Below are 24,077 nucleotides of genomic sequence, written 5' to 3' on the forward strand. Positions count from 1 at the left end.
CGTTGGATTGCGCATGGCGTTCACCCATGGCCCGAAGGTTTCACCGGGGCGTTCCCGGCGGTGTAGGCCTCTTTCGCCAATGGCCGCAAGTCGGCGTCGCGGTGCCTGCGACGCTGGCGCAGCCGCCGGGCGATGGCCGCAGGGATGGCGCGCGCTCAGCCCGCCAGACTGACGCGCACCACGCACGCCGGCGGCACCAGAATCTCGTCGCAGTTCGGCCCGGCCCCGCCGCGGTCGATCACCACGAAGCTGGCCGGCTGCTGCGTGACCACCAGCGGGTGGTGCCAGACGCCGCGCGCATAGTTCACGCCCTGCCGCCCGTCGGTGACGAAGGCGCGGATGTCTTCCACGCGCACCGTGTCGCCCGCCGGCGCCACCACCACGAGAAAGCGGCTGCCGTCCATCGGCACGAAGGCCTGGCTGCCCAGCGGGTGGCGCTCCAGCATGCCCACCTGCAGCGGCATCGCGTAGGGCTGCGTTTCGAAGATGTTCACCAGCACGCGGCTGTCGCCGGGGCCCGGGTCCACGCGCGCCAGGTCGTGAAAGCGCGTGGTCATGCCCGCGTTGATCGGCATCGACCGGGCATGCGCGCTCTCGATGACGTCGCCGAACGCGGCGAAGGCCTCGCGCGTCAGCGGCTGCGCAACGAGCGCGAGCGCCGCGGGCGTGCCCGGCGCCGGGGGCAGGAAAGTGGGGCTGGCAATCGTCAACAGAAACTCCTCGGCTTTTGGTCCAACTGGTATTACCAGTATCCTTGCGATACATCCACTCAGTCAATCTCCCGGCGTCAGGGAAATCGCTAGTGTCCAATGGCGCATGAGGCCTTAAGGTCTCGGTCGCGTTAAATCATACCGGTAATACCAGTTAATCCACCCCATCGACGCCTTCGAGGACCGCCATGTCAACCACCACCCTTCATGCGCCGCTGCAGCCGGCCACCACCTCTGCTGCAGCGGAGAACGCGCTCTACAAGAAAGTGGCATGGCGACTCATGCCGTTCCTGATGCTCTGCTACGTGGCCGCCTACCTGGACCGCGTCAACGTCGGCTTCGCCAAGCTGAACATGCTCAGCGACCTGCAGTTCAGCGAAGCCATGTACGGGCTGGGCGCGGGGCTGTTCTTCATCGGCTACTTCTTCTTCGAGGTGCCGAGCAACCTGCTGATGCACCGCATCGGCGCCAAGGCCACCATCTCGCGGATCATGATCACGTGGAGCCTGATCTCGGCCGCGATGATGTTCGTGACCACGCCCACGCAGTTCTACGTGCTGCGCTTCCTGCTCGGGGCGGCCGAGGCCGGCTTCTACCCGGGGATGATCCTGTACCTCACCTACTGGTTTCCCTCGCATCGGCGCGCCAAGATGGTGGCGGTGTTCATGTGCGCGATTCCGGTGTCGGGCGTGCTGGGCGGACCGCTGTCGGGGCTGATCATGGACGCCATGCACGGCATGGGCGGGCTGCGCGGCTGGCAGTGGCTGTTCCTCATCGAGGCGCTGCCTTCGCTGGTGATCGGCCTGCTGGTCATCGTCTACCTCGACAACAGCATCCAGGGCGCACGCTGGCTCACCGCCGAAGAAAAGGCCGTGCTCGCACGCAACATCGCCGCCGAGAACGCCACCAAGGGCGGCACCAGCCACATGACGCTGCGCGCGCTGTTCGCCGACCGCCGCATCGTGAAGATGGCGCTGATCTGCTTTTGCACGGTGATGGGCCAGTACGGCCTGACCTTCTGGCTGCCCACGCTGGTGCGCCAGTCGGGCGTGTCGGGCGCGTTCAACATCGGGCTGCTCACGGCGATTCCGTTTGCCGTGGCCATCGTCTCGATGCTGCTGGTGAGCCGCAGCTCCGACCGCATGCGCGAACGCCGCTGGCACCTGATCGTGCCCTTCTGCTGCGGCGCGCTGGGCCTCACGCTGAGCGCGATCTTCAGCAACAACGTGTACCTCTCGCTGGCCGCATTGGCCCTGGCCGCGGGCGGCAGCCTGGCGACCTCGCCGCTGTTCTGGAGCCTGCCGACCGCCATCCTGTCGAGCGCGGGCGCAGCAGCCGGCATTGCGCTCATCAACTCCTTCGCCAACCTGGCGGGCTTCGTCAGCCCCTACATGATCGGCCTGATCAAGGACGCCACGAAGAGCACCGACATCGCCCTGTTCGTTCTGGCCGGCGTGCTGCTGTTCGGCGCCTTCCTCACCTGGACGGTGCCGGCCAAGCTGGTCAACAAGTAGGGAAGGCCCCGGGGTGCGGCCACAGTAAGATTTCCAGCTCCCGCCACTGCCGCACTTCGCACCGAAAACCACCCATGCTCGCCTCCCCCGCCGTCGCCGCCACCGCCGCCCGCCTGATCCAGCAGCGGATCGCGGACGGCACCTATGCGGCGGGCGGGCTGCTGCCTTCGCAGCGCGACCTGGCCGAGCAGCTCGGCATCAGCCGCACCTCGCTGCGCGAGGCGCTGTCGACGCTGCAGGGCACGGGCCTGGTCATTCCGCGCCCCGGCAAGGGCATGTACGTGGCCGAGGACGGCGCACAGCCACTGGCCGCCTCCCCGGCCTGGAAGTTCGCCACCTCGCATTCGCTGCAGGACGTGTACCAGCTGCGCTTCGCGGTCGAGAACTTCACCGCGCGGCTGGCCTGCCTGGTCATCGAGGCGGACGACCTGGCGGCGCTGCGCGCCAATGCACAGGCGATGCGCGCATGCATCGACGCCGGCGACTTCACGCAGGCCACGCAGCTCGACTTCGACTTCCACATGCAGATCATCGGCATCGCGGGCAACCAGGCCATCGCCGAGATCCTGCGCAACAGCGCCGAGGTCATGCAGGAGAGCCAGCGCCTGCCCTTCTACAAGCGCGGTGCGCGCCATGCCACCTACGACGAGCACATGGCGATCATCGAGGCGCTCGCGCAAGGCAACCCGGCGCTGGCGCAGCAGGCGATGACGCAGCACATCGTGCAGGCCGCGCAGCGCGCGGGCGTGCACTTTCCGACGGGGCTCGAGGCGGCTTCGGCAGCGACCTGAACCTTCAGGTCCACGTGTCGACGACGATGCGCAGCACCTCGACGCGCTCGGGCAGCTCGATCAGGAACTCCGCATCGCGCGGCAGGTGGTGCACCCCATTCGGGTCGCCACCGGTGAACGCGCTCATCGCGGCCACGTCGGGCCAGTAGGAGGTCGTGACGAACTCGGTCTCGGTGGCGCGGTCTTCACGAAACAGCTGCACCGCGAGCGCCGTCTTGCGCAACGGCGGAATGCCTTCAGCCAGCAGGTACCGTTCGTAGGCCTCCGCGCGGCCCCGCGTGACGCGGCCGCGCCAGATGCGCGCGATGGTGGCGACGCTCATACCGGCACGCCTTCGATCGTCCGGGTGGATGCAGACGCCGGCACCGGCAAGTGCCGCCCCAGGAAATCGCGCAGCGGCGGCAGCACCTCGGCCAGGTGCGTCTCGAGCAGCCAGTGGCCCCCGTCGTCGAACGCGTGGAACTGGGCGTCGGGCAAGTCGCGCAGGTAGGCACGGCCGGCCTCGATCGGCATGTAGCCGTCCTGCGGCCCCCACAGGATCAGCGTGGGCGGGCGGTACGTGCGCAGGTAGTCCTGGTAGCGCGGAAACCACCGCAGGTTCTCCTTCAGCCCCTTCATGAGACCGAGCGCAATGCCACGCCGCGCGGGCGTGTCCATCAACGGCCAGTGAAGGCGCCAGAGATCGGGCGCGAGCCGCGGGGCCACGCGCGACGACACCTCGCCGATGAACTCGTCGCGAAAGCCTTCTTCACTCACGGCGCGCTCCAGCACCGCGAGATGGGCCTCGCTCGGGTCGTTCCAGTACGCCCGGATCGCCGCGTACTTCGGCCCCAGCGTGTCTTCGTAGATGTCGCCGTTCTGGATGATCAGCGCCGTCACCCGCCCGGCCCGCCGCATCGCATGGCGCAGGCCGATCTGCGAACCGTAGTCGTGCAGGTACAGCGCGTAGCGGCGCAGCGCGAGGGCGGCGGTGAAGCGGTCGAGGAAGTACGCGTAGCCATCGAAATCGAACACGAAGTTCTCCTCGGGCGTGCCGCTGTAGCCGAAGCCCGGGAAATCGGGCGCCACCACGCGCCAGCGGTCCGCCAGCGCCGGCATCAGCGCGCGGTACTGGAACGAAGAACACGGATAGCCGTGCAGCAACAGCAGCACCGGGGCCCCCACCGGACCGGCCGCGCGGTAGAAGACCTCGACGCCATCGATCTGCACCGTGCGGTGCGTGACGGCGGTCGTGCCGGCCGCGTCGTTCTTTCGGGGGTTCGCATTGGCCATCTCGGCTCCTTGAGACATGCAAAGAAACAGAGGTGTCTTTGTCGCCCCCGGCGCGGGGCCCGCATGTGGGAAAGGGCCGACCCTGGGTGTCGTCCAGGCCGCGCGCGTCCTGCGGCGGGCACGCTGCAGGGCGACATAGGCAACCTGGCCAACCCGTCGGCCGATCGGCCTTGGCAGCCCCGGCCGGACGGTCGCCCCGCGCCTGAACATGAAACTTTGGCTCACTGGCCGTCAAACCGCAGTCCAAAGCTTTCACTGCAGCGCGGTGCGCAGGACAATGGGGCGTTGATGGTGGTCGGGGCGCCGCCTCCGATCCTGTCGGCATCGCACTTTCAGGACTACACACGTCGCGTCATGGAACAACGGCTGGAATGGGCCCTGGCGGCCTGCTCACGCATCCTTCGACCCGTGGTGAAGCTCGCCCTCGCGATGGGGGTCAAGCACCCCCACCTGGAGGAGTTGCTGCGCGATCTGCTGATCGAGGAGGCGCAGCACTCCTGGCGCAGCCAGGGCGTTCCCAAGCCCAACCTGAGCCAGCTGTCCGTCACCACCGGCCTGAACCGCAAGGCCGTGACCGCCAAGGTCCGCTCCACCGTCGACCCCCTGCCCCACACCGAACTGTCGGCCGCGGCCAAGACGTTCACGCTGTGGCTGCAGATGCTGACCGAAGACGCTTCGTTCCGGCGCCTGCCCGTCACCTCGGGCCACACGGCGCCCTCGTTCGAGGCGGTCGCCCGCCTGAGCAGCCGCGGCAACGTCCACCACCGCACCATCCTCGACGAGCTGATCCGGTTGAACATGGTGACCGAGAACGAAGGGATGGCCGAACTCACCGCAGACGGTTTTGTGCCCGTGCAGGACCTGCAGTCGATGCTGGCCTTCATGGGCGACAACGGCCGGGACCACCTGCTGGCGGCCGTCGCCAACACGCTGGGCGAACAGCCCCGCATGCTCGAGCGCGCGGTGTACGCGCGCGGGCTGTCGCTGAACGATTGCGAACAGATCCACCGCCTGGTGCGCGACCGCTGGTCCGCCCTGCACCACGAGCTCGCGCAGGAAATGGCACAGGCGGTCAGCCGCGCGCCGGCCCGCGCCAATGGACGAATCCGTGTCGGCATCTACACGTACTACGAGGACGAGGGCACGCCGCCCCCGCCCGCGTCCTCTGAAAGCGAGCGCCCCTCATGAGCACGATCCAAACACCCCGCCGCCTCCTGCTGGGCCTGTTCTGCGCCGGCCTCATGGCCCTGTTGATGTCCTGCGGAGGCGGCGGTGGTGCCTCGACCGGGAACCTGGGCCTGGGCACCGGCACTGCGATCGGCGGTGACAGCCCCGGCGGCGCGGGCACGGGCACAGGCGGGGATGGGACCGGGTCCGGCTCGGGCAACGCCGGCACGGGCGGCTCCGGCGACACCGCCAGCAACGGCAACACCGACGGCTCCGGTGTCGGCTCGGGCGGCACCGGCGTGACCGCGGACGCCGCCGGCATCGGCGCCGCGGACGGCCTGGGCAGCATCATCCTGAACGGCCTGCGCTACACCACGGACACGGCCACCATCACCGTCGAGGACGCCACCGAACTCCAGATCGGCATGAGCGCGCGGGTCGCCGGCAAGGTCGACCCCGACTTCACCCGCGGCATCGCGACGCAGGTCGTCTCGGGCGCCGAACTGCGCGGCGCCGTCTCGCGCATCGACATGGGCGCCGGCAGCTTCGTCGTCATGGGCATCAACGTGACCATCGATGCGGCCACGGTCTGGGCCGACGCGAACGGGCTTGCCAACGTGGTCGACGGCAGCCTGATCCAGGTGTGGGGCCTGCCCGGCGCGCCGGGCACGCTGCGCGCCACCCGCGTGCAGACCGCGCCCACGCTGACCGCCCCGCTGGTGACGGGCGCCATCCAGAACCTCAACACGACGAACCAGACCTTCATGCTCGGCCAGCTGACGGTCAGCTATGGCGGCGCCAGCTTCGCGGGCATAGACGCCTCGTCGCTGGCCAACGGGGTCATCGTGCGCGCCCGTGGCACGGCCGCGCCGGTTGGCAACGCGTTCACGGCAACCAAGGTGGAGGGCTGGTACGCGATACCGACGGGCAACGGCATCGCACTGCAGCTCGCGGGGGACATCACCGACTTCGTCTCGCGCGGCGCCTTCAAGGTGTTGGGCACGCCGGTGGACGCCACCAATGCGCAGATCACGGGCGGCCCCGTCGGTTCGCTCGGCAACGGCGTGAAGGTCGAGGTCGACGGCTTCATGTCCGGCGGGGTGCTGGTCGTCAAGAAGCTGCGCATCCGCCATGTGCCGGGCACGGGCGGGCCGGCCTCGTTCACGCTCATCGGGGCCATCGGCGGCTACCAGTCCCCTGCCAATTTCAGGGTGCAGGGCCAGCCGGTGGACGCCAGCGGACCGGGTACCACCTTCGAGAACGGTACCGCCGCGAACCTGGCCAACGGCCAGCGCGTGACCGTCGTGGGAGACCGGGTGGTCGACGGCGTTCTCATCGCGCAGCGGGTGACATTCAACCCCTGACCTGAAGCGGCGGCGCAGCGCCCGCCGCCCGGTCGCATCGCCCGCCCTTCTGGCGGCAGGCGAAGCCGGGCTTTCGCACACATCCAGCTCGATATCGCCGCATCGCGGCGGGCCTGCGCGCACGCGGGCCGGATAGCACCTTCGGCCATCTATCTCCAAACCCGTGGCGAAAGTACGAAAAAGGGACTAAAGTGAAAAAATCACATTTCTTACATTGGTGGCTTCCGTGTCTGTCCCCGCGAGTTCAGTGCGACCGTTGCTCCCCGTTGGCATCGCAGGCCCACGCCTGACGGATGCCTCCCTGTGCGGGGCTGCGCATCGGGTGCCTGTTCGTCGCCGGACCAGCCGGCAGCGCTGACACTGCGAGGAGTACCGCATGCCGCTCGTCCTTCTTCTTCGGCTCATGAACAAGCGTTTTCCGGTCATGCTCACGGCGGACGCGGACATCCGGCATGCCTCGGTGCTGGTGGCCACCGGACTCATCGAAGCCGAGTTCCATGTCGACAACTTCGGCTACCAGCGGTACGAAAGCGCCCAGGTCTTTGCCATCACGGACGAGGGGCACGCGGAGATCGCCACGCTCTGCGGCAACGGCGCCTCGGTGCATGAAGAACGCCCCCAATGGAGCGTCATGCCGCTCGATTACCTGCGCAGGATCGGCAACTCGACCTTTCCCCTGCACACCGAGGACCCGTCGGAGATCAACTCCGTGGCGGTTCTTGAAGCCGCCGGCATGGTGGAGGCCACCCTCCCCCCGATCTGCCGCGCCCGGCAGAAGCTGCGCCAGGCCACCGTCCTGCGGGTCACGCCCCTGGGACGGACGGCGTTGGTGCCACGGCGGGGCTGAATCCAGGTTCGGGTCGAACGCCCGGCGTGCCAGCCCTGGCGCGCCGGGATGGGTGCGTCCGGCGCGCACGAACACCGCCCCTCGCGTTCCCCTTGCCCCACACCTCCATGAATCGGGTACCCGTTTGCCCTGCGACTGCCCCCGGCCGAGGGGAAGCGCCTCGTACAGCGATGAAAAAAGCCTGCCCACGACACAATTGAAACCAAGCGCAACAGACGTCACAGATCGCCCACAAGGTTCCTTTCGAGTACCAAAGAAGTAATGTGAAACCTTCACATACACCGCGTTATTGGCACGAAGAAATGAACGCCAGGCTGTTACCACCGAACGTCGGCCCCTGCCGTGCATGAAACAGTTCATGCGAAGGATGTCTTGCCATGCGCGCCCCCGTCTCCGCCCCGAGCCTCGACAGCAGCCTGTCGACGGATGCGCTCATGGCCGCCCGCATGCGGCTGGTGCTGTCGATCTCGGCGGTGCTGGCCATGGCGGTCGATGCGGGGCCCGCCCGGCAACCGGTGGCCAGCGCGGTCTGGCTGGCCTTTTGCGGATACCTCCTGCACAGCGTGCTGGTGCACGCCTGCACGCAGGGCGGCTGGCGCCATGTCCAGGGCAAGGCGGTCCACTGGTCCGACGTGATGTGGTTCACGCTGATCGTCTTCGTGACGGGCGGCGTGCACAGCCTCTTCTTCCTGTTCTATTTCTTCGCCATCCTGACCTCCTCGTTCCGCTGGGGCTTCGAGGAAGGCGCCCGCGTGACGATCGTCTCGGTTGCGTCGTTCGCCGCCTGCGGGCTCGGCACGAGCACGGGCGACGACGCGCCGCAGCTGCTGATGCGCACGACCTTCCTGCTGGCGCTGGGGCACATGATCGTGCACTGGGGCGGCTCCAAGCTCATCCTGCAGCGGCGCCTGGCCCTGCTGGGTGACATCAGCCAGCTGTCGAACCCGCGCTTCGGCGCGGGCCGCACCATCGCCCGCACGATGGAAAAGACGCTGGCCTTCTTCAAGGCCAGCCATTGCATCCTCATGACGCGGGACACCGCCACCGGCAACTGGACCCTGCGCACGCTGCGCAAGGACGACACCTGCGAGCACGTCGGTGTCGAGACGCTCGGGGGCATCGCCGAGTCGCCGCTGATGGCGCTGGAGCATCCGCACACCGTGCTGAGCAACCGCCTGCCCTGGCCCCTGAACCACTTCTTTGCGCGCAGCCACATGCACGGCCCCGGTGCGATCGGCTGGCGCCCCGAGGGCCGCGACGGCGCCAAGCGCAGTGCCGCGGTGGCCGCCATGCTCGAGGCCCGCGCGTTCATCAGCGCCGCGCTGCCGCTGCGCCTGGGCGAGGGGCGCGTGTTCATCTCCTCGCGCAACGGCCACTTCAGCAAGTCCGATGCGCTGTTCCTCGCGCACCTCATGGAACAGATCTTCCCGGTCATCGAGACCATCGAGGTGCTCGACCGCATGGCCTCGGAAGCGGCCGCGACCGAGCGCCTGAAGATCTCGCTGGACCTGCACGACACCGCCGTGCAGCCCTACATCGGGCTGCGCATGGGCCTGTGCGCCCTGCGCAAGAAGGCCGCCGCGGACAACCCGCTGCTCGAGGACCTGGACAAGCTCGCCGAGGTGGCGAGCGGCGTGATCGCCGACCTGCGGCGCTTCGCGGGCGCGGTCAAGGCCGGCCCGGAAAGTTCGTGCGGCCTCGTGCTGCACCAGCTGTACAGCCAGGCCGCCCGCATCCAGGGCCTCTACGGCATCGAGATCTCGGTGAACGTCGAAGGCCACGTGCGTCTTGACGACCGCATGACCGCGGAGGTCCTGCAGATGGTGGGCGAAGGCCTGAACAACATCTGCAAGCACACGCAGGCCCGCCGCGGCAGCGTGCGCATCGGCTGCCGCAACGGCTGCCTGCACCTGCGCATCGAGAACGAAGGCGGCGAAGAGAACTTCGCGCCCTTCCGGCCACGCTCCCTCAGCGACCGCGCAGCGGCGCTCGGAGGCCGCGCGCAGGTCAGCCGGTGCCGGGGCGGCGGCACCGAGGTGCTGATCGAAATCCCCATCTGAGCCCCCAAAAGCACGACAACAGTCCGAGGAGCCCCTCATGCAAACCGAAGCCCATCCCATCGGCGTCCTGCTGGTGGACGATCACCAGACCATGCTGTGGGGCCTGTCCCGGCTGATCGACGGCGAACAGCCGCGCATGAAGGTCGTCGCCACCGCCAGCTGCTGCGAAGAAGCTGTGGCGCACACGCAGAGCCTGGCCCCCGACGTCATCGTGCTCGACCTCGACCTGGACGGCCATTGCGCCCTGGACATCCTGCCGCAGCTGCTGTCGAACGAAGTCTCGCGCGTGGTCGTGCTGACCGGCGAACGCGAGCAGCGCACCCTGGACCTCGCGGTGCTGCGCGGCGCGCGCGGCGTGATGCGCAAGGACGCCTCGGCCGAGCAGGTGCTCGATGCGATCGAACGCGTGCACCACGGCGAGCTCTGCGTCGACGCCCCGACCATGGGCCGCGTGCTCTCGGAGCTCACCTCGGTGAAGAAGCCGCCGAAAGCCGACCCCGAGTCCGTCAGGCAGGCCAGCCTGACCCAGAAGGAGCGCGACATCGTCCGCACCGTGGTGCACGGCAGCGGCGCCTCCAACAAGACCCTGGCCGGGCAGGCCTTCGTCACCGAGCACACGCTGCGCAACCATCTCACGTCGATCTACCAGAAGCTCGGCGTGACGAACCGGCTCGAGCTCTACATCTACGCCGTCAAGCACCACCTCGACGCCATGGCGCACTGACAGCGCCCTGCCCGACCTGTCCTTCGGGGCGCCCACTGCGGGCCGCTCAGCGTCGGCATGCCCCTCCGGGACCCGCCATTTCCCCGCTTTTCCGATCCCGGCTTGCTGCGATCAGCTGACGTGCGGGAGCGCACCGGACTGGCAGAGGAGGAAAAGATTCGGCACCGTATTTCGTGCCACCTCAAAGAAATTGAATTTCAATTGAATTGAAAAAATCATGATCAAGCAAGAAAATAAGCTCACAAAATAAAAACCGAATAACAGACAATTTGGTTAATAAAAGATTTCATTCAATTCAAATATCATCGGAACTTCAATAATCAAATTATTTCCACGGTTTCAATTGGTTTTTTGAATATTTTATTTCATCGAACACCAAATACCCATTTAAAAATGAATTTCATGATTGATTAATTTCATTCTTTTCAAAATTTCCATGCATAAATAAACCCATTCCACTTTTCAACCAGCATTGCTCACTTGGCGAACAATGCGTCGTTTTTCACGATCAGCCTCAAAAACATAGAAATTAGGTATATCGAACGTCATGGTTCAGGTAGTTCCATTTTGAAACACTCATGTCTTTCCACAAACAGGAGCAAAAGACCCGCGCAACCGTCCCGTCAAGTTCATAGGATTGCACAAGCCTCGGGCTGAATTGAATTTCAATTAAAACTCACAGAAAACATTCAATTCGGCACTTGCCTTTCATTTTTCTCTTGAAAATGTATGAAACCCCAAACTGCTTTGCCGCCGATGGGGAAAGTGGCCCCGGAGCGCTCGACGGACGACCTTTGCGTCTCCCCGCCCGCGCTCGCAACGACCGGCCTGCGTCGCTCACGCCAACCGGGACAGGCACATGCTTGATCACCGGCTCATCAGCTCTGGCGAAAAGGCCTCTGTCGGCGTCTGCGCGCCCGCCGCGAGGCTGTGGCCGGACTTCCTGATCGGCCAGGAGAAATCGCCGGTGCGCGTGCTGCTCGTCGACGACGACGAGTACATGCGCCGGGTGATCGCCCAGGAGTTGCTGTCGGACCTGCGCATCCAGCTCGAAGGCCAGGCCGACAGCGTTCGCGAGGGACGCCGGCTGCTGACCACGCACACCTTCGACGTGCTGATGCTCGAGCTGCAGCTGGGCGACGAGATGGGCTTCGAGCTGATCACCGAGGCACGCCGCCTGCACCGCAGCAGCGAGGTCATCGTGATCTCCTCGCTCGAGGACGATGCCCACGTGCTGCGCGCCTTCGAACTGGGTGCCATGGGGTACCTCCTGAAGAACGCCTGGTTGCAAAGCTTTGCCGATGCCGTGCTGCACGTGGTGAACGGCGGGGCCGCGATCACGCCCCGACTCACGCGGCGCCTGCTGCACCGCCTGGACTACCACCCCCGCGAGCCGGTCGCCGACAAGGCGCCGACGCCGCCGAGACCGCCATCGCGCGACATGACACTGACGCCGCGAGAGAGCGAGGTCCTGCGTTGCGTGGCCTCGGGTTACGTCTCGGCGGAGATCGGCGCCAAGCTCGGCATCACGGGCCAGACAGTCAATGTGCACATCAAGAGCATCTACAAGAAGCTGCATGTGCATTCGCGCGCCCAGGCGGTGAACTTCGCCGTTCACACGGGCCTGATCTGAAGGGCAACGACCCCATGACTTCGATCGATTGCCCCTTCGCCGCCGGATCGCGCCCTCGCCGCGCGCTCGACAAGCGGCCCTTCGTCCAGGCCATGCTTGTCGCGGCCTGGGCCACGCAGGTCATGTGCACCGACCTGGCGATCGCGACGGAAGCGACGTCGGCGGCCGTTGCGGCGCACGAGAACCCGGATGGCGGCGTTGCGGACGGCGAAGCCGCAAACGACGCGGCCGTGGTGACGGCCTCTCCCGACGATCCGGCGGCCACAACAGGAAGCGGTGACCCGGAGCGTCCCGGCTCCGCCGTCTACAGCCCCTTCGCGAGCCCGCCACACGGCAATGAACGTCCTCCCGCTTTCGCTGCGACGTCCCAAAAAAGCAATGGCGGCCATGCGGAAATGGCGCTGATCGCCCTGATTTCGGCCGGTGTCGCCGCGGTCGCTGTTTTTTTTTGGCTCTGGCGCGCGTAGTCAGGTTCTCGTCAGTTAATTTGTATGTGAGAAAGTTGCATTCCTGAAGATGGCCTCTCATAATTAGCACCTTCGTTTTCGAAGACAACCAATCGACCACCGGTTGCCGTCCGCTTACAAGCGGCAACGACTTTCGGCGCGCCGACCTAGATTCTTTTTGACAGGATCCATGGTGGGGGTATCGCATGAACAAGTGTCGAATCAAGGTCCGCATGAAATGCGGGCTTCATCTCCATGCCGGCACCGCGCCTGACCGGCATCGCGCAATGGATATTTGCTGCACCGCCCCGCTGCGGTGCCTGAGCGGCCGACGACGACCCTAGCCGCTCCCCAGGCGTGACCGCCACCGGGTCACGCGCTGCATCACTTCCTCGAAAAACCCGCGGCTGGCAATTCCAGGCGCGCGGTCACTCCTGAGCCACGCTACATGAGCCTTTTCGCCATGTAGGCGGGACCGGGGCTGCATTGAAAGTCGTTCGTCTTGAGGAGAATAGAAATGGCCACGCTGATCAGGTCCGATCTCGAATTCATTCTTCAACAAATTCTCATTGCGGAAGCACAAGCAGCGGGAGCGGACCCCGCCAGCCTGGTCCCGAACGCCTTTGCGCCCTTCGGCCTCAGGACGGTCGACGGGTCGTACAACAACCTGATGCCGGGCCAGAGCGAGTTCGGTGCCGCAGACAACCCGTTTCCGCAGCTGGTGCCGCAGACCTACAGCAACGAGCAGGACGACGCCTTCGCAGGGATCACCAACACGGACTACGGCAGCGCCGGGAACGTGGTCGATGCCGACCCGCGGCTGATCAGCAACCTGGTCGCCGACATGACCAGCAACAACCCCGCGGCGGTGAGCGCCTTCGTGGCCGCGGGCCTCGGAACGCTCGACGCAGCCGGCGTCCTGTACGACCTCCAGGGCGTCGTCATTCCCCCCGGCACGCTGCTGGAGATTCCGAACACCAGCCCCGACGAAGGCCTGTCGGCGCCCTTCAATTCATGGTTCACCTTCTTCGGCCAGTTCTTCGACCACGGCCTCGACCTGGTCAACAAGAGCAGCACCGAGATGATCTTCATGCCGCTGCAGCCGGACGATCCGCTGTTCAGTACGGCCCCCGGCGCCCCCAATTTCATGATCCTGTCGCGCGCCACGCGCGATGCGAACGGCGACCAGACCAACCAGACCACGCCCTTCGTCGACCAGAACCAGACCTACACCTCGCACCCCTCGCACCAGGTGTTCCTGCGCGAGTACGTGCTCGACGCCAACGGCCGTCCGGTGGCCACGGGCAGCCTGCTCGATGGCGCCGACGGCGGCCTTGCCAACTGGGCCCAGGTCAAGGCGCAGGCGCTGATGCTCGGCATCCAGCTCGACGACGCCGACGTGCTGGACCTGCCGCTCCTGGCGACGGACCAGTTCGGCAAGTTCATTCCCGATCCCGTGACCGGCTTCGCGCAGATCGTGCTGCGAGCCGCCGACGTCGGCGGGCCGCTGGACCCGGACGGCAACGGGCTCGCCTCGGGCACGCCCGGCGCGCCCCTCGACGCCAGCGTGGGCGTTCGCACCGGCCATGCCTTCCTGAACGACATCGCGCATGCCGCGGCGCCCGTGTTCGTGGGCGGCGTGCTGGCGCCCGACAGCGACTCGGCCGTCGGCCTCTCGGAACCCGGCACCTATGACAACGAGCTGCTGGACCGCCACTTCATCACCGGCGACGGCCGCGGCAACGAGAACATCGCCCTGACCTCCGTCCACCACGTCTTCCACTCCGAGCACAACCGGCAGGCCGAAGAGATCAAGGCCACCGTCCTGGCCACCGGCGACGCTGCGTTCATCGCCTCATGGCAGCTGCCCGACGGCTCATGGAACGGCGAGCGCATCTTCCAGGCCGCGCGCTTCGCGACGGAGATGCAGTACCAGCACCTGGTGTTCGAAGAGTTCGCGCGCAAGATGCAGCCGGCCGTCGACGAGTTCCTGGCCGAAACCAACTACCAGACGACGATCAATCCGGCGATCGTCGCCGAGTTCGCACACGCGGTCTTCCGCGTCGGCCACACGATGCTGACCGAGACCGTGGACCGGCTGGACCCCAATTTCCTGTCGAGCGATCTCGCGCTGGTCGATGCCTTCCTCAACCCGATCGGGTTCAACAACGACGGCGCCCTGACACCGGAGCAGGCGGCCGGCGCCATCGTGCGCGGCATGACCCGGCAGGTGGGCAACGAGATCGACGAGTTCGTCACCGACGCGGTGCGCAACCAGCTCCTGGGCCTGCCGCTGGACCTCGCCGCCATCAACATCGCACGCGGGCGGGACACCGGCATTCCCACGCTCAACGAAGCGCGCCGGGAGTTCTACACCTCGACCGCGGACCCGCAGCTCAAGCCCTATACGAGCTGGGTCGACCTCACGCAGCACCTCAAGCACGAGGCCTCCGTCATCAACTTCATTGCGGCGTACGGCACGCATGGCGCGCTGACCGCCGCGGACGTCGACACGATGGCCGAGAAGCGGGCCGTGGCGGCCGCACTCGTCTTCGGCGGCACCGTGGTTCTCAACGCCGGCACGGCCGCGGAGCGCAGCTTCGTTGCAGACGAAGCAGACAGGCTCGCCTTCCTGAACAGCACGGGCATCTACGCGATGGTCGGCGGTGTCACCACCACGGGCGTGGACGACATCGACCTGTGGATCGGCGGCCTGGCCGAAGAGCAGATGCCCTTCGGCGGCCTGCTGGGCTCGACCTTCAACTTCGTCTTCGAGTCGCAGATGGAGGCGCTGCAGAACGGCGACCGCTTCTATTACCTCTCGCGCCTGGCCGGCCTCAACTTCCTCACCGAGCTGGAGAACAACACCTTCGCCAAGCTGGTGATGCTCAACACCGACGCCACGCACCTTCCGGCCGACATCTTCTCGACCCCGGGCCTGATCCTCGAAGTCGACCCGCTGCGCCAGTTCACCGGCATCGGCGTGGACGGTCACGGCGACCCGACCGAAGGCGGCACCGAACTCACCCCGCTGGTGATCCGTGACGATCCCACAACCGCGGCCGTGGAGACCACCTACCTGCGCTACACGGGCGACGAACACGTGGTGCTCGGCGGCACCGCCGGCAACGACACCCTGATCGCCAGCATCGGCGACGACACCATCTACGGCGACGGCGGCAACGACCGCATCGAGTCCGGCGACGGCAACGACCAGGTCGAGGGCGGCGCGGGCGACGACATCATCACGGACCGCGGCGGCGACGACGTGCTCAAGGGCAACGAGGGCAACGACGTCATCCACGGCGGCAACGGCGCGAACCTCATCATCGGCGGGGACGGCAGCGACTTCATCATCACCGGCGAGGACGTTTCCGAAGTCTTTGCCGGCCAGGGCAACGACTTCGTCCTGGGCAGCAAGGGCAACCTGCCGACATTCGGCAACGAGGGCCACGACTGGATCGAGCTGGGAACCCAGGACGGCACCACGGGCGACAGTTTCGATCCGCTCGTGCAAGACAGCGTCATCGGCAACGACGTCCTGATCTCCGGCGGCGGTTTCGACGAGCTGATCGGCGAAGGCGGCGACGACATCTTCACCGGCTCCGACGGCGAAGACCACTTCGACGGCGGCTCCGGCTTCGACTGGGCCAGCTACAAGTTCGACAAGTACGGCGTGACCGCCGACATGATCGTCAACGACTTCGTGGTGCCCCCGGTGGTCAACTCGAACGCCGCGATGATGGACCGCTTCGCCTTCACCGAAGGCCTGTCGGGATCGGCTTTCGCCGACTTCCTGCGCGGCGACGACGCCGACGCCGTCGAGATCCTGCAGGCCGGCTGGACCGGCAGCGTGCTCACCAACATCGCGCTGATCGACGGCCTGCAAGGCCTGCTGCCCGCGGGCATGACCTCGTTCGGCGAAGGCAACATCATCCTGGGCGGCGACGGCAGCGACATCATCGAGGGCCGCGGCGGCAACGACATCATCGACGGCGACGCCTGGCTCAACGTGCGCATCGCCGTCTCGGGCGTGCCCGGCCTCACCAGCGTCGACAGCCTGAAGGAGCTGGTGCCGCGCATGCTCTCGGGCGAGATCAACCCGGGCCAGCTCAGCATCGTGCGCGAGATCCTGATGTCCGACAGCGCCGACTACGACACCGCGATGTTCTCCGGGCTGCGCGCCAACTACACCGTCACCACCGGCGCCGACGGCCGCACCACCGTCACCGACAACGTCGGCACCGACGGCACTGACATCCTGCGCAACATCGAGCGGCTGCAGTTCTCCGACACCGTCCAGCTGCTGTCCGGCAGCAACAACGCCCCGGGCGGCTCGGTCACGATCAGCGACGACACGCCGCAGATCAACCAGCTCCTGAGCGTGTCGGCCGCCCTCACCGATGCGGACAATCCTGGTGGCACCGTCACCGGGCCGATCAGCTACACGTGGCAGTACGAGGCCGACCCGACGCGCGCGCCGGGCGTGTTCCGCGACATCATCGACCTGGGCGGCGGCCAGCCCGCCACGGTGAACGGCACGACCTTCCGGGTCACCGCGCCCTTCGACGGCCTGGCCATCCGGGTGCGGGCCGTCTACCGCGATGCCGACGGCGTGCTGGAAACCGTGTACTCCGCGCCCACCGCGGCGGTCACCGGCGTGGCGGCCGTCGTGCCGCCGGCGCCGGCGCCTTCCTCCGCGCTGGTCGACAGCGCGGGCGTGCGCTTCCTGCAGTCCGACCTGCAGTTCATCCTGGAGCAGATCAAGATCTCGGAGCGGCATGCGAGCGGCGAGGCGCTGACCGACATCCTGGACAACGCGCGCGCACCGCTGGGCCTGCGCACGGTGGACGGCTCCTACAACAACCTGGTGCAGGGCCAGTCCGGCTTTGGCGCCGCCGACCAGGTGTTCCCGCGCCTGGTCGATCCGGTGTTCCGCAACGACCAGGACGGTGACAGCATCAACCTCGGCCCGGGGGGCACGCTCACCAACACCGACTACGGCCCCAGCGGCAATGTGGTGGACGCCGACCCGCGCATCATCAGCAACCTGATCGTCGACATGACGAGCAACAACCCGGCGGCGGTGAGCGCATTCGTCGACGCGGGCCTGGGCACGCTGGTGGACGGTGTGCTGTACGACCTGGACGGCGTGGCGATTCCCGTCGGCACCCTGCTGGTCATTCCGAACACCGCGCCGGACGAAGGCCTGTCGGCGCCGTTCAACGCCTTCATGACCTTCTTCGGCCAGTTCTTCGACCACGGCCTGGACCTCGTGGCCAAGGGCGGCAACGGCACCATCTTCGTCCCGCTGCAGCCCGACGATCCGCTCTATGTGTCGGGCAGCAACAGCAACTTCCTGGTGCTGACGCGCGCCACCCAGGTTGCCGGACCCGGCGCCGACGGCGTCATGGGCACCGCGGACGACACCACGCACGAGGCCACGAACCTCACGACGCCGTTCATCGACCAGAACCAGACCTACACGTCGCACCCCTCGCACCAGGTCTTCCTGCGCGCCTACGAGCTCAACGCCGACGGCAAGCCGGTCGCCACCGGGCGGCTGATCACCAACCGCGACCTCGGTGCCGACGGCATCTTCGGCACGGCCGACGACATCGAGCTGGGCGGCATGGCCACCTGGGCGGTGGTCAAGGCGCAGGCGCGCGACCTGCTGGGCATCGCGCTGGACAATGCCGACGCGCTCAACCTGCCGCTGCTGGCGGCCGACGAGTACGGCAACTTCATTCCCGACCCGGTGACCGGCTTCGCGCAGATCGTGCTGCAGGCCGGCGGCACGCTGGCCTCGGGATTGCCGGGCGCGCCGATCGATGCCAGCCTGGCCGTGCGCACGGGCCACGTGTTCCTGGCCGACATCGCCCACACCGCCAACCCGGTGAACAGCCAGGGCGTCGCGCTGACGGCCGATGCCGACGACCAGATCGGCGGCACGCCGGCCGCGGGCTTCTACGACGACGAACTGCTCGACGCGCACTACATCGCCGGCGACGGCCGGGTCAACGAAAACATCGCGCTGACCAGCATTCACCATGTGTTCCACGCCGAGCACAACCGGCTGGTCGAGCACACCAAGGCGGTGATCATGGCGTCGGGCGACGCGGCCTTCATTGCCGAATGGCACCTGCCCGATGGCTCGTGGGACGGCGAGCGCCTGTTCCAGGCGGCCCGCTTCGGCACCGAGATGCAGTACCAGCACCTGGTGTTCGAGGAGTTCGCGCGCAAGGTGCAGCCGCAGATCGACATCTTCTTTGCCGCCACCCAGGTCTACGACACCGAGATCGATCCGTCGATCGTCGCCGAGTTCGCCCACACGGTGTACCGCTTCGGCCACTCGATGCTGACGGAGACGGTGGACCGCTTCGACGTCGACTTCAACGTGATCGGCGGCACGGCCGACCCCACGCAGCAGCTCGGGCTGATCGAGGCCTTCCTCAATCCGCTCGCGTTCGCCGCCAGCGGCATCACGGCGGATGAAGCGGCCGGCGCGCTCGCGCGCGGCCTCACGCGGCAACAGGGCAACGAGATCGACGAGTTCGTGACCGAGGCCCTTCGCAACAACCTGCTCGGCCTGCCGCTCGACCTGGCGACGATCAACATCGTGCGCGGGCGCGACACCGGCGTGCCGACACTCAACGCCGCGCGGCGCGACTTCTACGGCGTGACCGGCGACAGCCAGCTCAAGCCCTACGCGAACTGGGTCGACTTCATGCAGCACATCAAGCATGAGGCCTCGGTGGTCAACTTCATTGCGGCCTACGGCGTGCACGCCAGCCTGGCCGCCGCCGACACCCTGATCGAGAAGCGCGCGGCGGCGGTGGCACTGGTCTACGGCGGCATCGGTGCGCCGGAGGACCGGCTCGACTTCCTGTACGGACGCAATGCCTACGCGGACGAGGCCGGCATCACGACCACCGGCGTCGACGACATCGACCTGTGGATCGGCGGTCTGGCCGAAAAGCAGATGCCGTTCGGCGGCCTGCTGGGCTCGACCTTCAATTTCGTCTTCGAGGAGCAGATGGAGAAGCTGCAGGACGGCGACCGCTTCTACTACCTGGAGCGCACGCAGGGCCTGAACTTCCTCACCGAGCTGGAGAACAACTCCTTCGCCCGGCTGGTGATGGCCAACACCGATGTCGAGCACCTGCCCGGCGACATCTTCACGACGCCGGGGTTCACGCTGGAGGTGGACCCGTCCCGGCAGTTCACGGGCCTGGGGCTCGACGGGCGCGACGATCCGACGGCCGAGGGGAGCCTGACGCCACTGGTGCTGCGCAACAACCCCGGCACCGAAGCGGCCGATCCGAACTACCTGCAGTACAGCGGTGAGGACCACGTCGTTCTGGGCGGCACCGCGGGCAACGACACCATCATTTCCAGCATCGGCGACGACACGCTGTGGGGCGACGCCGGCAATGACCGGCTCGAAGGCGGGGACGGCAACGACTTCGTCTTCGGCGGGGCCGGCGACGACATCATGACGGACCTGGGTGGCGACGACAACATGCAGGGCGGCGACGGCAACGACGCCATCCACGGCGGCAACGGCATCAACCTGATCCTGGGCGGCCACGGCAACGACTTCATCGTCACCGGTGAAGACCCGTCCGAGGCGTTCGGCGGCACGGGCAACGACTTCATCCTCGGCGCCCGCGGCAACGAGTTCGTGTTCGGCAACGAAGGCGACGACTGGATCGAGAAAGGCATGGCCGACGGCAGCGCCGGCGAGAACTTCGACGCCTTCGCCCGCGACCAGGTGGTGGGCCACGACGTCTTCATCGGCAACTCGATCTCCGACCGGATGGACGGCGAAGGCGGCGACGACATCATGTTCGGCAACGGCGGGCAGGTGGACCGCTACGAAGGCGGCTCCGGCTTCGACTGGGCCGGGTTCAAGGACGACGCCTTCGGCGTCACGGCCGACCTGTTCCTTCGTGCCTTCGACGAGACGCCCGTGCCGATCTCGAACGCGACCGTGCTGGCGCGGTTCACTTCGGTCGAGGGCATGTCGGGCTCTGCGCACGCCGACGTCCTGCGCGGCGACGACAACGATGCGGCCGCGATGGCGCTGTCGGGCACCACGGGCAGCGTGCTGACCCACATCGAACTCATCGACGGCCTGCAGGAGCTCCTGGACCAGGTGCTCGGTGTCGGCATGGAGATGGACGGACCGGTGACTTCGTTCGCCGGCAACATCATCCTGGGCGGCGGCGGCAGCGACCTGCTGGAGGGCCGCGGCGGCAACGACATCATCGACGGCGATGCCTGGCTGAACGTGCGCATCAGCGTGCGGGAGAACGCCGACGGAACGGGCGCCGAGATCGCGAGCTATGACACCATGACCGACCTCGAGCTGCAGGGGCGCGTCTTCGACGGCACCTACAACCCGGGTCAACTCACCATTGCCCGCGAGATCCTGATGTCGGATGCGCCGGACTTCGACACGGCCGTCTTCTCGGACGTCTTCGGCAACTACGAGATCACCTTCCTCGAAAACGATGTCTGGCGCATCAGCCATGTCGTGGACGGCGTGGCCGGCGCCGACGGCATCGACGTGGTGCGCAACATCGAGCGCCTGCAGTTCTCCGATGGCGCGGCGTTCATTGCGGAAGAAGGCTTCAACCTCGACCCCGAAGGCCAGCTGACCCTCAGCGACACCACGCCCACCCTGGGCGCGACCCTCACCGTGTCGGCCCTGGGCGTGACCGATCCGGACAACGTCAGCGCGACCAACCCCGACGGTGCGATCACCGGCCCCATCGCCTACTTCTGGCAGGCCGAGGTCCGCCCCGGCATCTTCGAGGACATCCTGATCGAGAACGCCGGCGGCGAAGTGGCCCGGGCCACGGGCACGAGCTTCACGCCGCGGACCTTCGAGCTCGGCCTGGCGCTGCGCGTGCGAGCGGTCTACAAGGATGCCAACGACGTGCTGGAGAACGTGTACTCCGCCACGACCGCGCCGCTGGCCCTCAACACCGCGGCCACCGGGCAGCCGACGATCAGCGACACCACGCCGACCGAAGGCCAGCTGCTGACGGCATCGACCCTCGGCATCAGCGACGTGGACGGGCTGACGGGCGCCGTCTTCAGCTACCAGTGGGAACAGGCCGTCAACACGGGCGTCGGCGGCGGCGCCGCCGGGTTCACGCCCATCGCGGGCGCCACCCTGGCGACCTTCACGCCGGGCGCCGACCAGGTCAACCGCGAACTGCGCCTGACGGTGAGCTTCACGGACGATGCGGGCGCGCTCGAGACGGTGCGCTCCGCGGCCACCGTGGTCACGGGCGACTTCATCGCGGCCAACAACGCCGCCCAGGTCCTCACGGGCACTGAAGGCCAGGACGTGATCTTCGGCGGCGGCGGCGCGGACGCCATCAACGGCCTCGGCCAGGACGACCTCATCGACGGCGGCGCGGGCAGCGACAGCATCGCCGGCGGCGCCGGCAACGACACCATCAACTACACGATGGGCGAAGGCACGGACACCGTCGACGGCGGCGCGGGGCTGGACACCCTGAACGTCATCGGAACGGCGGCGGCCGACGCGCTCGCGGTGAGCTACAACGGCACCGCGCTCACGGTGGTGGCCGGCGGCACGGTGAGCAATGTCGAGTCGGTCACGGCCGACCTGCTGGCCGGCGTGGACACGCTGACCTACACCAGCGCCGCCGCCATCTCGGTGAACCTCACGGCCGGAACGGCCTCGGGCTTCACCTCGATCGCCGGCATCGAGAACGTGACGACAGGCGATGGCGCCGACGTGCTCGTGGGCAATGCGCTGGCCAACGTGCTCAACGGCGGCGGCGGCAACGACCGCTTCGTCGCGACGGTGAACGACGGCAACGACAGCTACACCGGCGGCGGCGGCACCGATACGCTGGACCTGTCCGCGATTTCCGCGGGCGTGACGATCACCCCGACGACCGCCACGGGCGCGCAGACGGGCACCGATGCGCTCTCTGCCATCGAGAACTTCATCGGCAGCCAAGGCGCCGACAGCATCGTCGTCAATGGCGGCGCGAACGTGATCGACGGCCAGGGCGGCAACGATGTCATCGACGCCGGCGGCGGCAACGACACCGTGACCGGTGGCGAGGGCAACGACACGCTCACCGGCGGCGCCGGCAACGACACGGTCGACGGCGGCGCGGGAGACGACCTCTTCCACTACCTCGTCGGCGACGGCGCCGACACGATCAACGGCGGCGCGGGTGCCAACGACCGGCTGAACATCGCCGGCACGGCGCTGGGCCAGACGCTCGCGGTGGTGCTGACGGGAACGGCGATCGCGTCCCTGGCGGGCGGCACCGTCACCGGCATCGAGGCGGTCACGGCCGACCTCCAGGGCGGCGTCGACACCCTGAGCTACGGCACCACGACCACGGCCGTCACCGTGAACCTGGCCACCGGCACGGCCACGGGCTTCGAATCGGTGGCGAACATCGAGAACGTGACCGGTGGCGCCGGCAACGACACGCTGACCGGCAACACCGGTGCCAACGCACTGAACGGCGGTGGCGGCGACGACCGCTTCGTCGCGACGATCGGCGACGGCAACGACAGCTATGTCGGCGGGGCCGGCGTGGACACCTACGACCTGTCGGCCACCACGGCCGGCGCGACGGTGACGGTCAACCTCGCGACCAGCGCGCAGATCGGCACCGACACGCTCAACACGATGGAGAACATCATCGGCAGCCAGGGCAACGACATCATCGTCGTCAATGGCGGCGCGAACTTCATCGACGGCCAGGGCGGCAACGACACCATCAGTGCCGGCGCCGGCGACGACATCGTGCTGGGTGGCTCGGGCAACGACACCATCAACGGCCAGGCGGGCGACGACAGGCTCACGGGCGGGCTGGACAGCGACACGGTGGACGGCGATGCGGGCGCAGACACCTTCATCGCCACGGTGGGCGACGGCAACGACAGCTACGCCGGCGGCATCGGCAACGACACCTACGACCTGTCCGCCACCTCGGCCGGTGCGACGGTCACGCCGACCTCCGCCACCAGCGCCGAGACCGGCACCGACACGCTGAGCTCGGTGGAGAACGTGATCGGCAGCCAGGGCAACGACAACATCAGCTTCGCGCCCGTGGCCCTCCTGAATGCCGCGAACGTGGTGGATGGCGGTGGCGGCAACGACACCCTCAGCACCGGGGCGGGCGCGGACCGGCTGACCGGCGGCACGGGCAACGACACCATGGACGGCGGAACGGGAGACGACGTCTTCGTGTTCGCGCCGGGGTTCGGCAACGACACGATCCTCGGCTTCGATGCCAGCGGGAACCTGCTCAACGGGCAGGACCGGCTGAACATCTCCGCGATGGGGATCAACGCCGGCAACTTTGCCGCCAACGTGTCCATCACCGACCTGGGCGCCGACACGCTGGTCGAGTTCGACGGCCTGGAAAGCATCCTGCTGATGGGTGTGAACGGGGTGGGAACGAACACCATCACGCAGGCCGATTTCGTGCTGTCGGCATGAGCACCGCCGACGTTTCAACGACCTTGACCACGGAGAA

Annotated in this window: 13 protein-coding genes; 10 read left to right on the plus strand and 3 right to left on the minus strand. The window is 67.2% G+C overall.

All coding sequences use genetic code 11. From position 1 onward, the window contains the following. Positions 1–155: 155 nt before the first annotated feature. Positions 156–713 carry an ureidoglycolate lyase gene (locus AC07YS_RS10955; RefSeq protein WP_070059812.1) on the minus strand — a complete coding sequence of 186 codons (558 nt, stop codon included), beginning with the start codon at positions 711–713 and terminating at the stop codon, positions 156–158. Between the two features lie 185 nt (positions 714–898). On the opposite strand from AC07YS_RS10955, the gene AC07YS_RS10960 reads away from it, so the two are divergent. Further along, positions 899–2,224 (plus strand): MFS transporter, encoded by a 1,326-nt coding sequence (locus AC07YS_RS10960; RefSeq protein ID WP_095744463.1) that lies wholly within the window; start codon positions 899–901, stop codon positions 2,222–2,224. A gap of 74 nt (positions 2,225–2,298) precedes the next feature. Next, the gene (locus AC07YS_RS10965; RefSeq protein ID WP_495267687.1) at positions 2,299–3,015 is read left to right on the plus strand and encodes a FadR/GntR family transcriptional regulator; all 717 of its coding nucleotides are present in this window, start codon (positions 2,299–2,301) and stop codon (positions 3,013–3,015) included. A 4-nt stretch (positions 3,016–3,019) separates the two neighbouring features. Here the strand turns inward: AC07YS_RS10965 and AC07YS_RS10970 are convergent, their stop codons facing one another. Continuing rightward, positions 3,020–3,337, minus strand: a complete 318-nt coding sequence (locus AC07YS_RS10970; RefSeq protein WP_492738426.1) for a hypothetical protein — start codon at positions 3,335–3,337, stop codon at positions 3,020–3,022. Then, complete coding sequence (locus AC07YS_RS10975; protein WP_307694369.1) at positions 3,334–4,287, minus strand: alpha/beta fold hydrolase; 954 nt, start codon at positions 4,285–4,287, stop codon at positions 3,334–3,336. Before AC07YS_RS10975 ends, AC07YS_RS10970 begins: the two co-directional genes overlap by 4 nt. 354 nt (positions 4,288–4,641) lie before the next feature. On the opposite strand from AC07YS_RS10975, the gene AC07YS_RS10980 reads away from it, so the two are divergent. The 8 genes from AC07YS_RS10980 to AC07YS_RS11015 all read left to right on the plus strand — a co-directional run bounded on the left by AC07YS_RS10980 (position 4,642) and on the right by AC07YS_RS11015 (position 24,040). After that, positions 4,642–5,475 carry a DUF6502 family protein gene (locus AC07YS_RS10980; protein ID WP_159277748.1) on the plus strand — a complete coding sequence of 278 codons (834 nt, stop codon included), beginning with the start codon at positions 4,642–4,644 and terminating at the stop codon, positions 5,473–5,475. After that, complete coding sequence (locus tag AC07YS_RS10985) at positions 5,472–6,818, plus strand: DUF5666 domain-containing protein (protein WP_495267688.1); 1,347 nt, start codon at positions 5,472–5,474, stop codon at positions 6,816–6,818. Before AC07YS_RS10980 ends, AC07YS_RS10985 begins: the two co-directional genes overlap by 4 nt. A gap of 376 nt (positions 6,819–7,194) precedes the next feature. Next, a complete protein-coding gene (locus AC07YS_RS10990; protein ID WP_062470870.1) occupies positions 7,195–7,665 on the plus strand; it encodes a hypothetical protein in 471 nt (156 codons plus the stop codon). Between the two features lie 377 nt (positions 7,666–8,042). After that, entirely contained in the window at positions 8,043–9,725 is a 1,683-nt protein-coding gene (locus tag AC07YS_RS10995) for a sensor histidine kinase (RefSeq protein ID WP_495267689.1), read from the plus strand. Positions 9,726–9,762: 37 nt separating this feature from the next. Further along, the gene (locus tag AC07YS_RS11000) at positions 9,763–10,449 is read left to right on the plus strand and encodes a response regulator (protein WP_095950012.1); all 687 of its coding nucleotides are present in this window, start codon (positions 9,763–9,765) and stop codon (positions 10,447–10,449) included. An 859-nt stretch (positions 10,450–11,308) separates the two neighbouring features. Beyond that, positions 11,309–12,082 (plus strand): LuxR C-terminal-related transcriptional regulator, encoded by a 774-nt coding sequence (locus AC07YS_RS11005; protein WP_070059819.1) that lies wholly within the window; start codon positions 11,309–11,311, stop codon positions 12,080–12,082. Positions 12,083–12,096: 14 nt separating this feature from the next. Further along, positions 12,097–12,549: a hypothetical protein gene (locus tag AC07YS_RS11010; protein ID WP_495267690.1), complete on the plus strand. Its 453-nt coding sequence runs from the start codon at positions 12,097–12,099 to the stop codon at positions 12,547–12,549. 496 nt (positions 12,550–13,045) lie between these two features. Beyond that, positions 13,046–24,040, plus strand: a complete 10,995-nt coding sequence (locus AC07YS_RS11015; RefSeq protein ID WP_495267691.1) for a peroxidase family protein — start codon at positions 13,046–13,048, stop codon at positions 24,038–24,040. The last annotated feature ends 37 nt before the right edge of the window (positions 24,041–24,077 follow it).

The sequence above is a fragment of the Variovorax sp. GW458-11-26-14-LB1 genome (assembly GCF_059423965.1).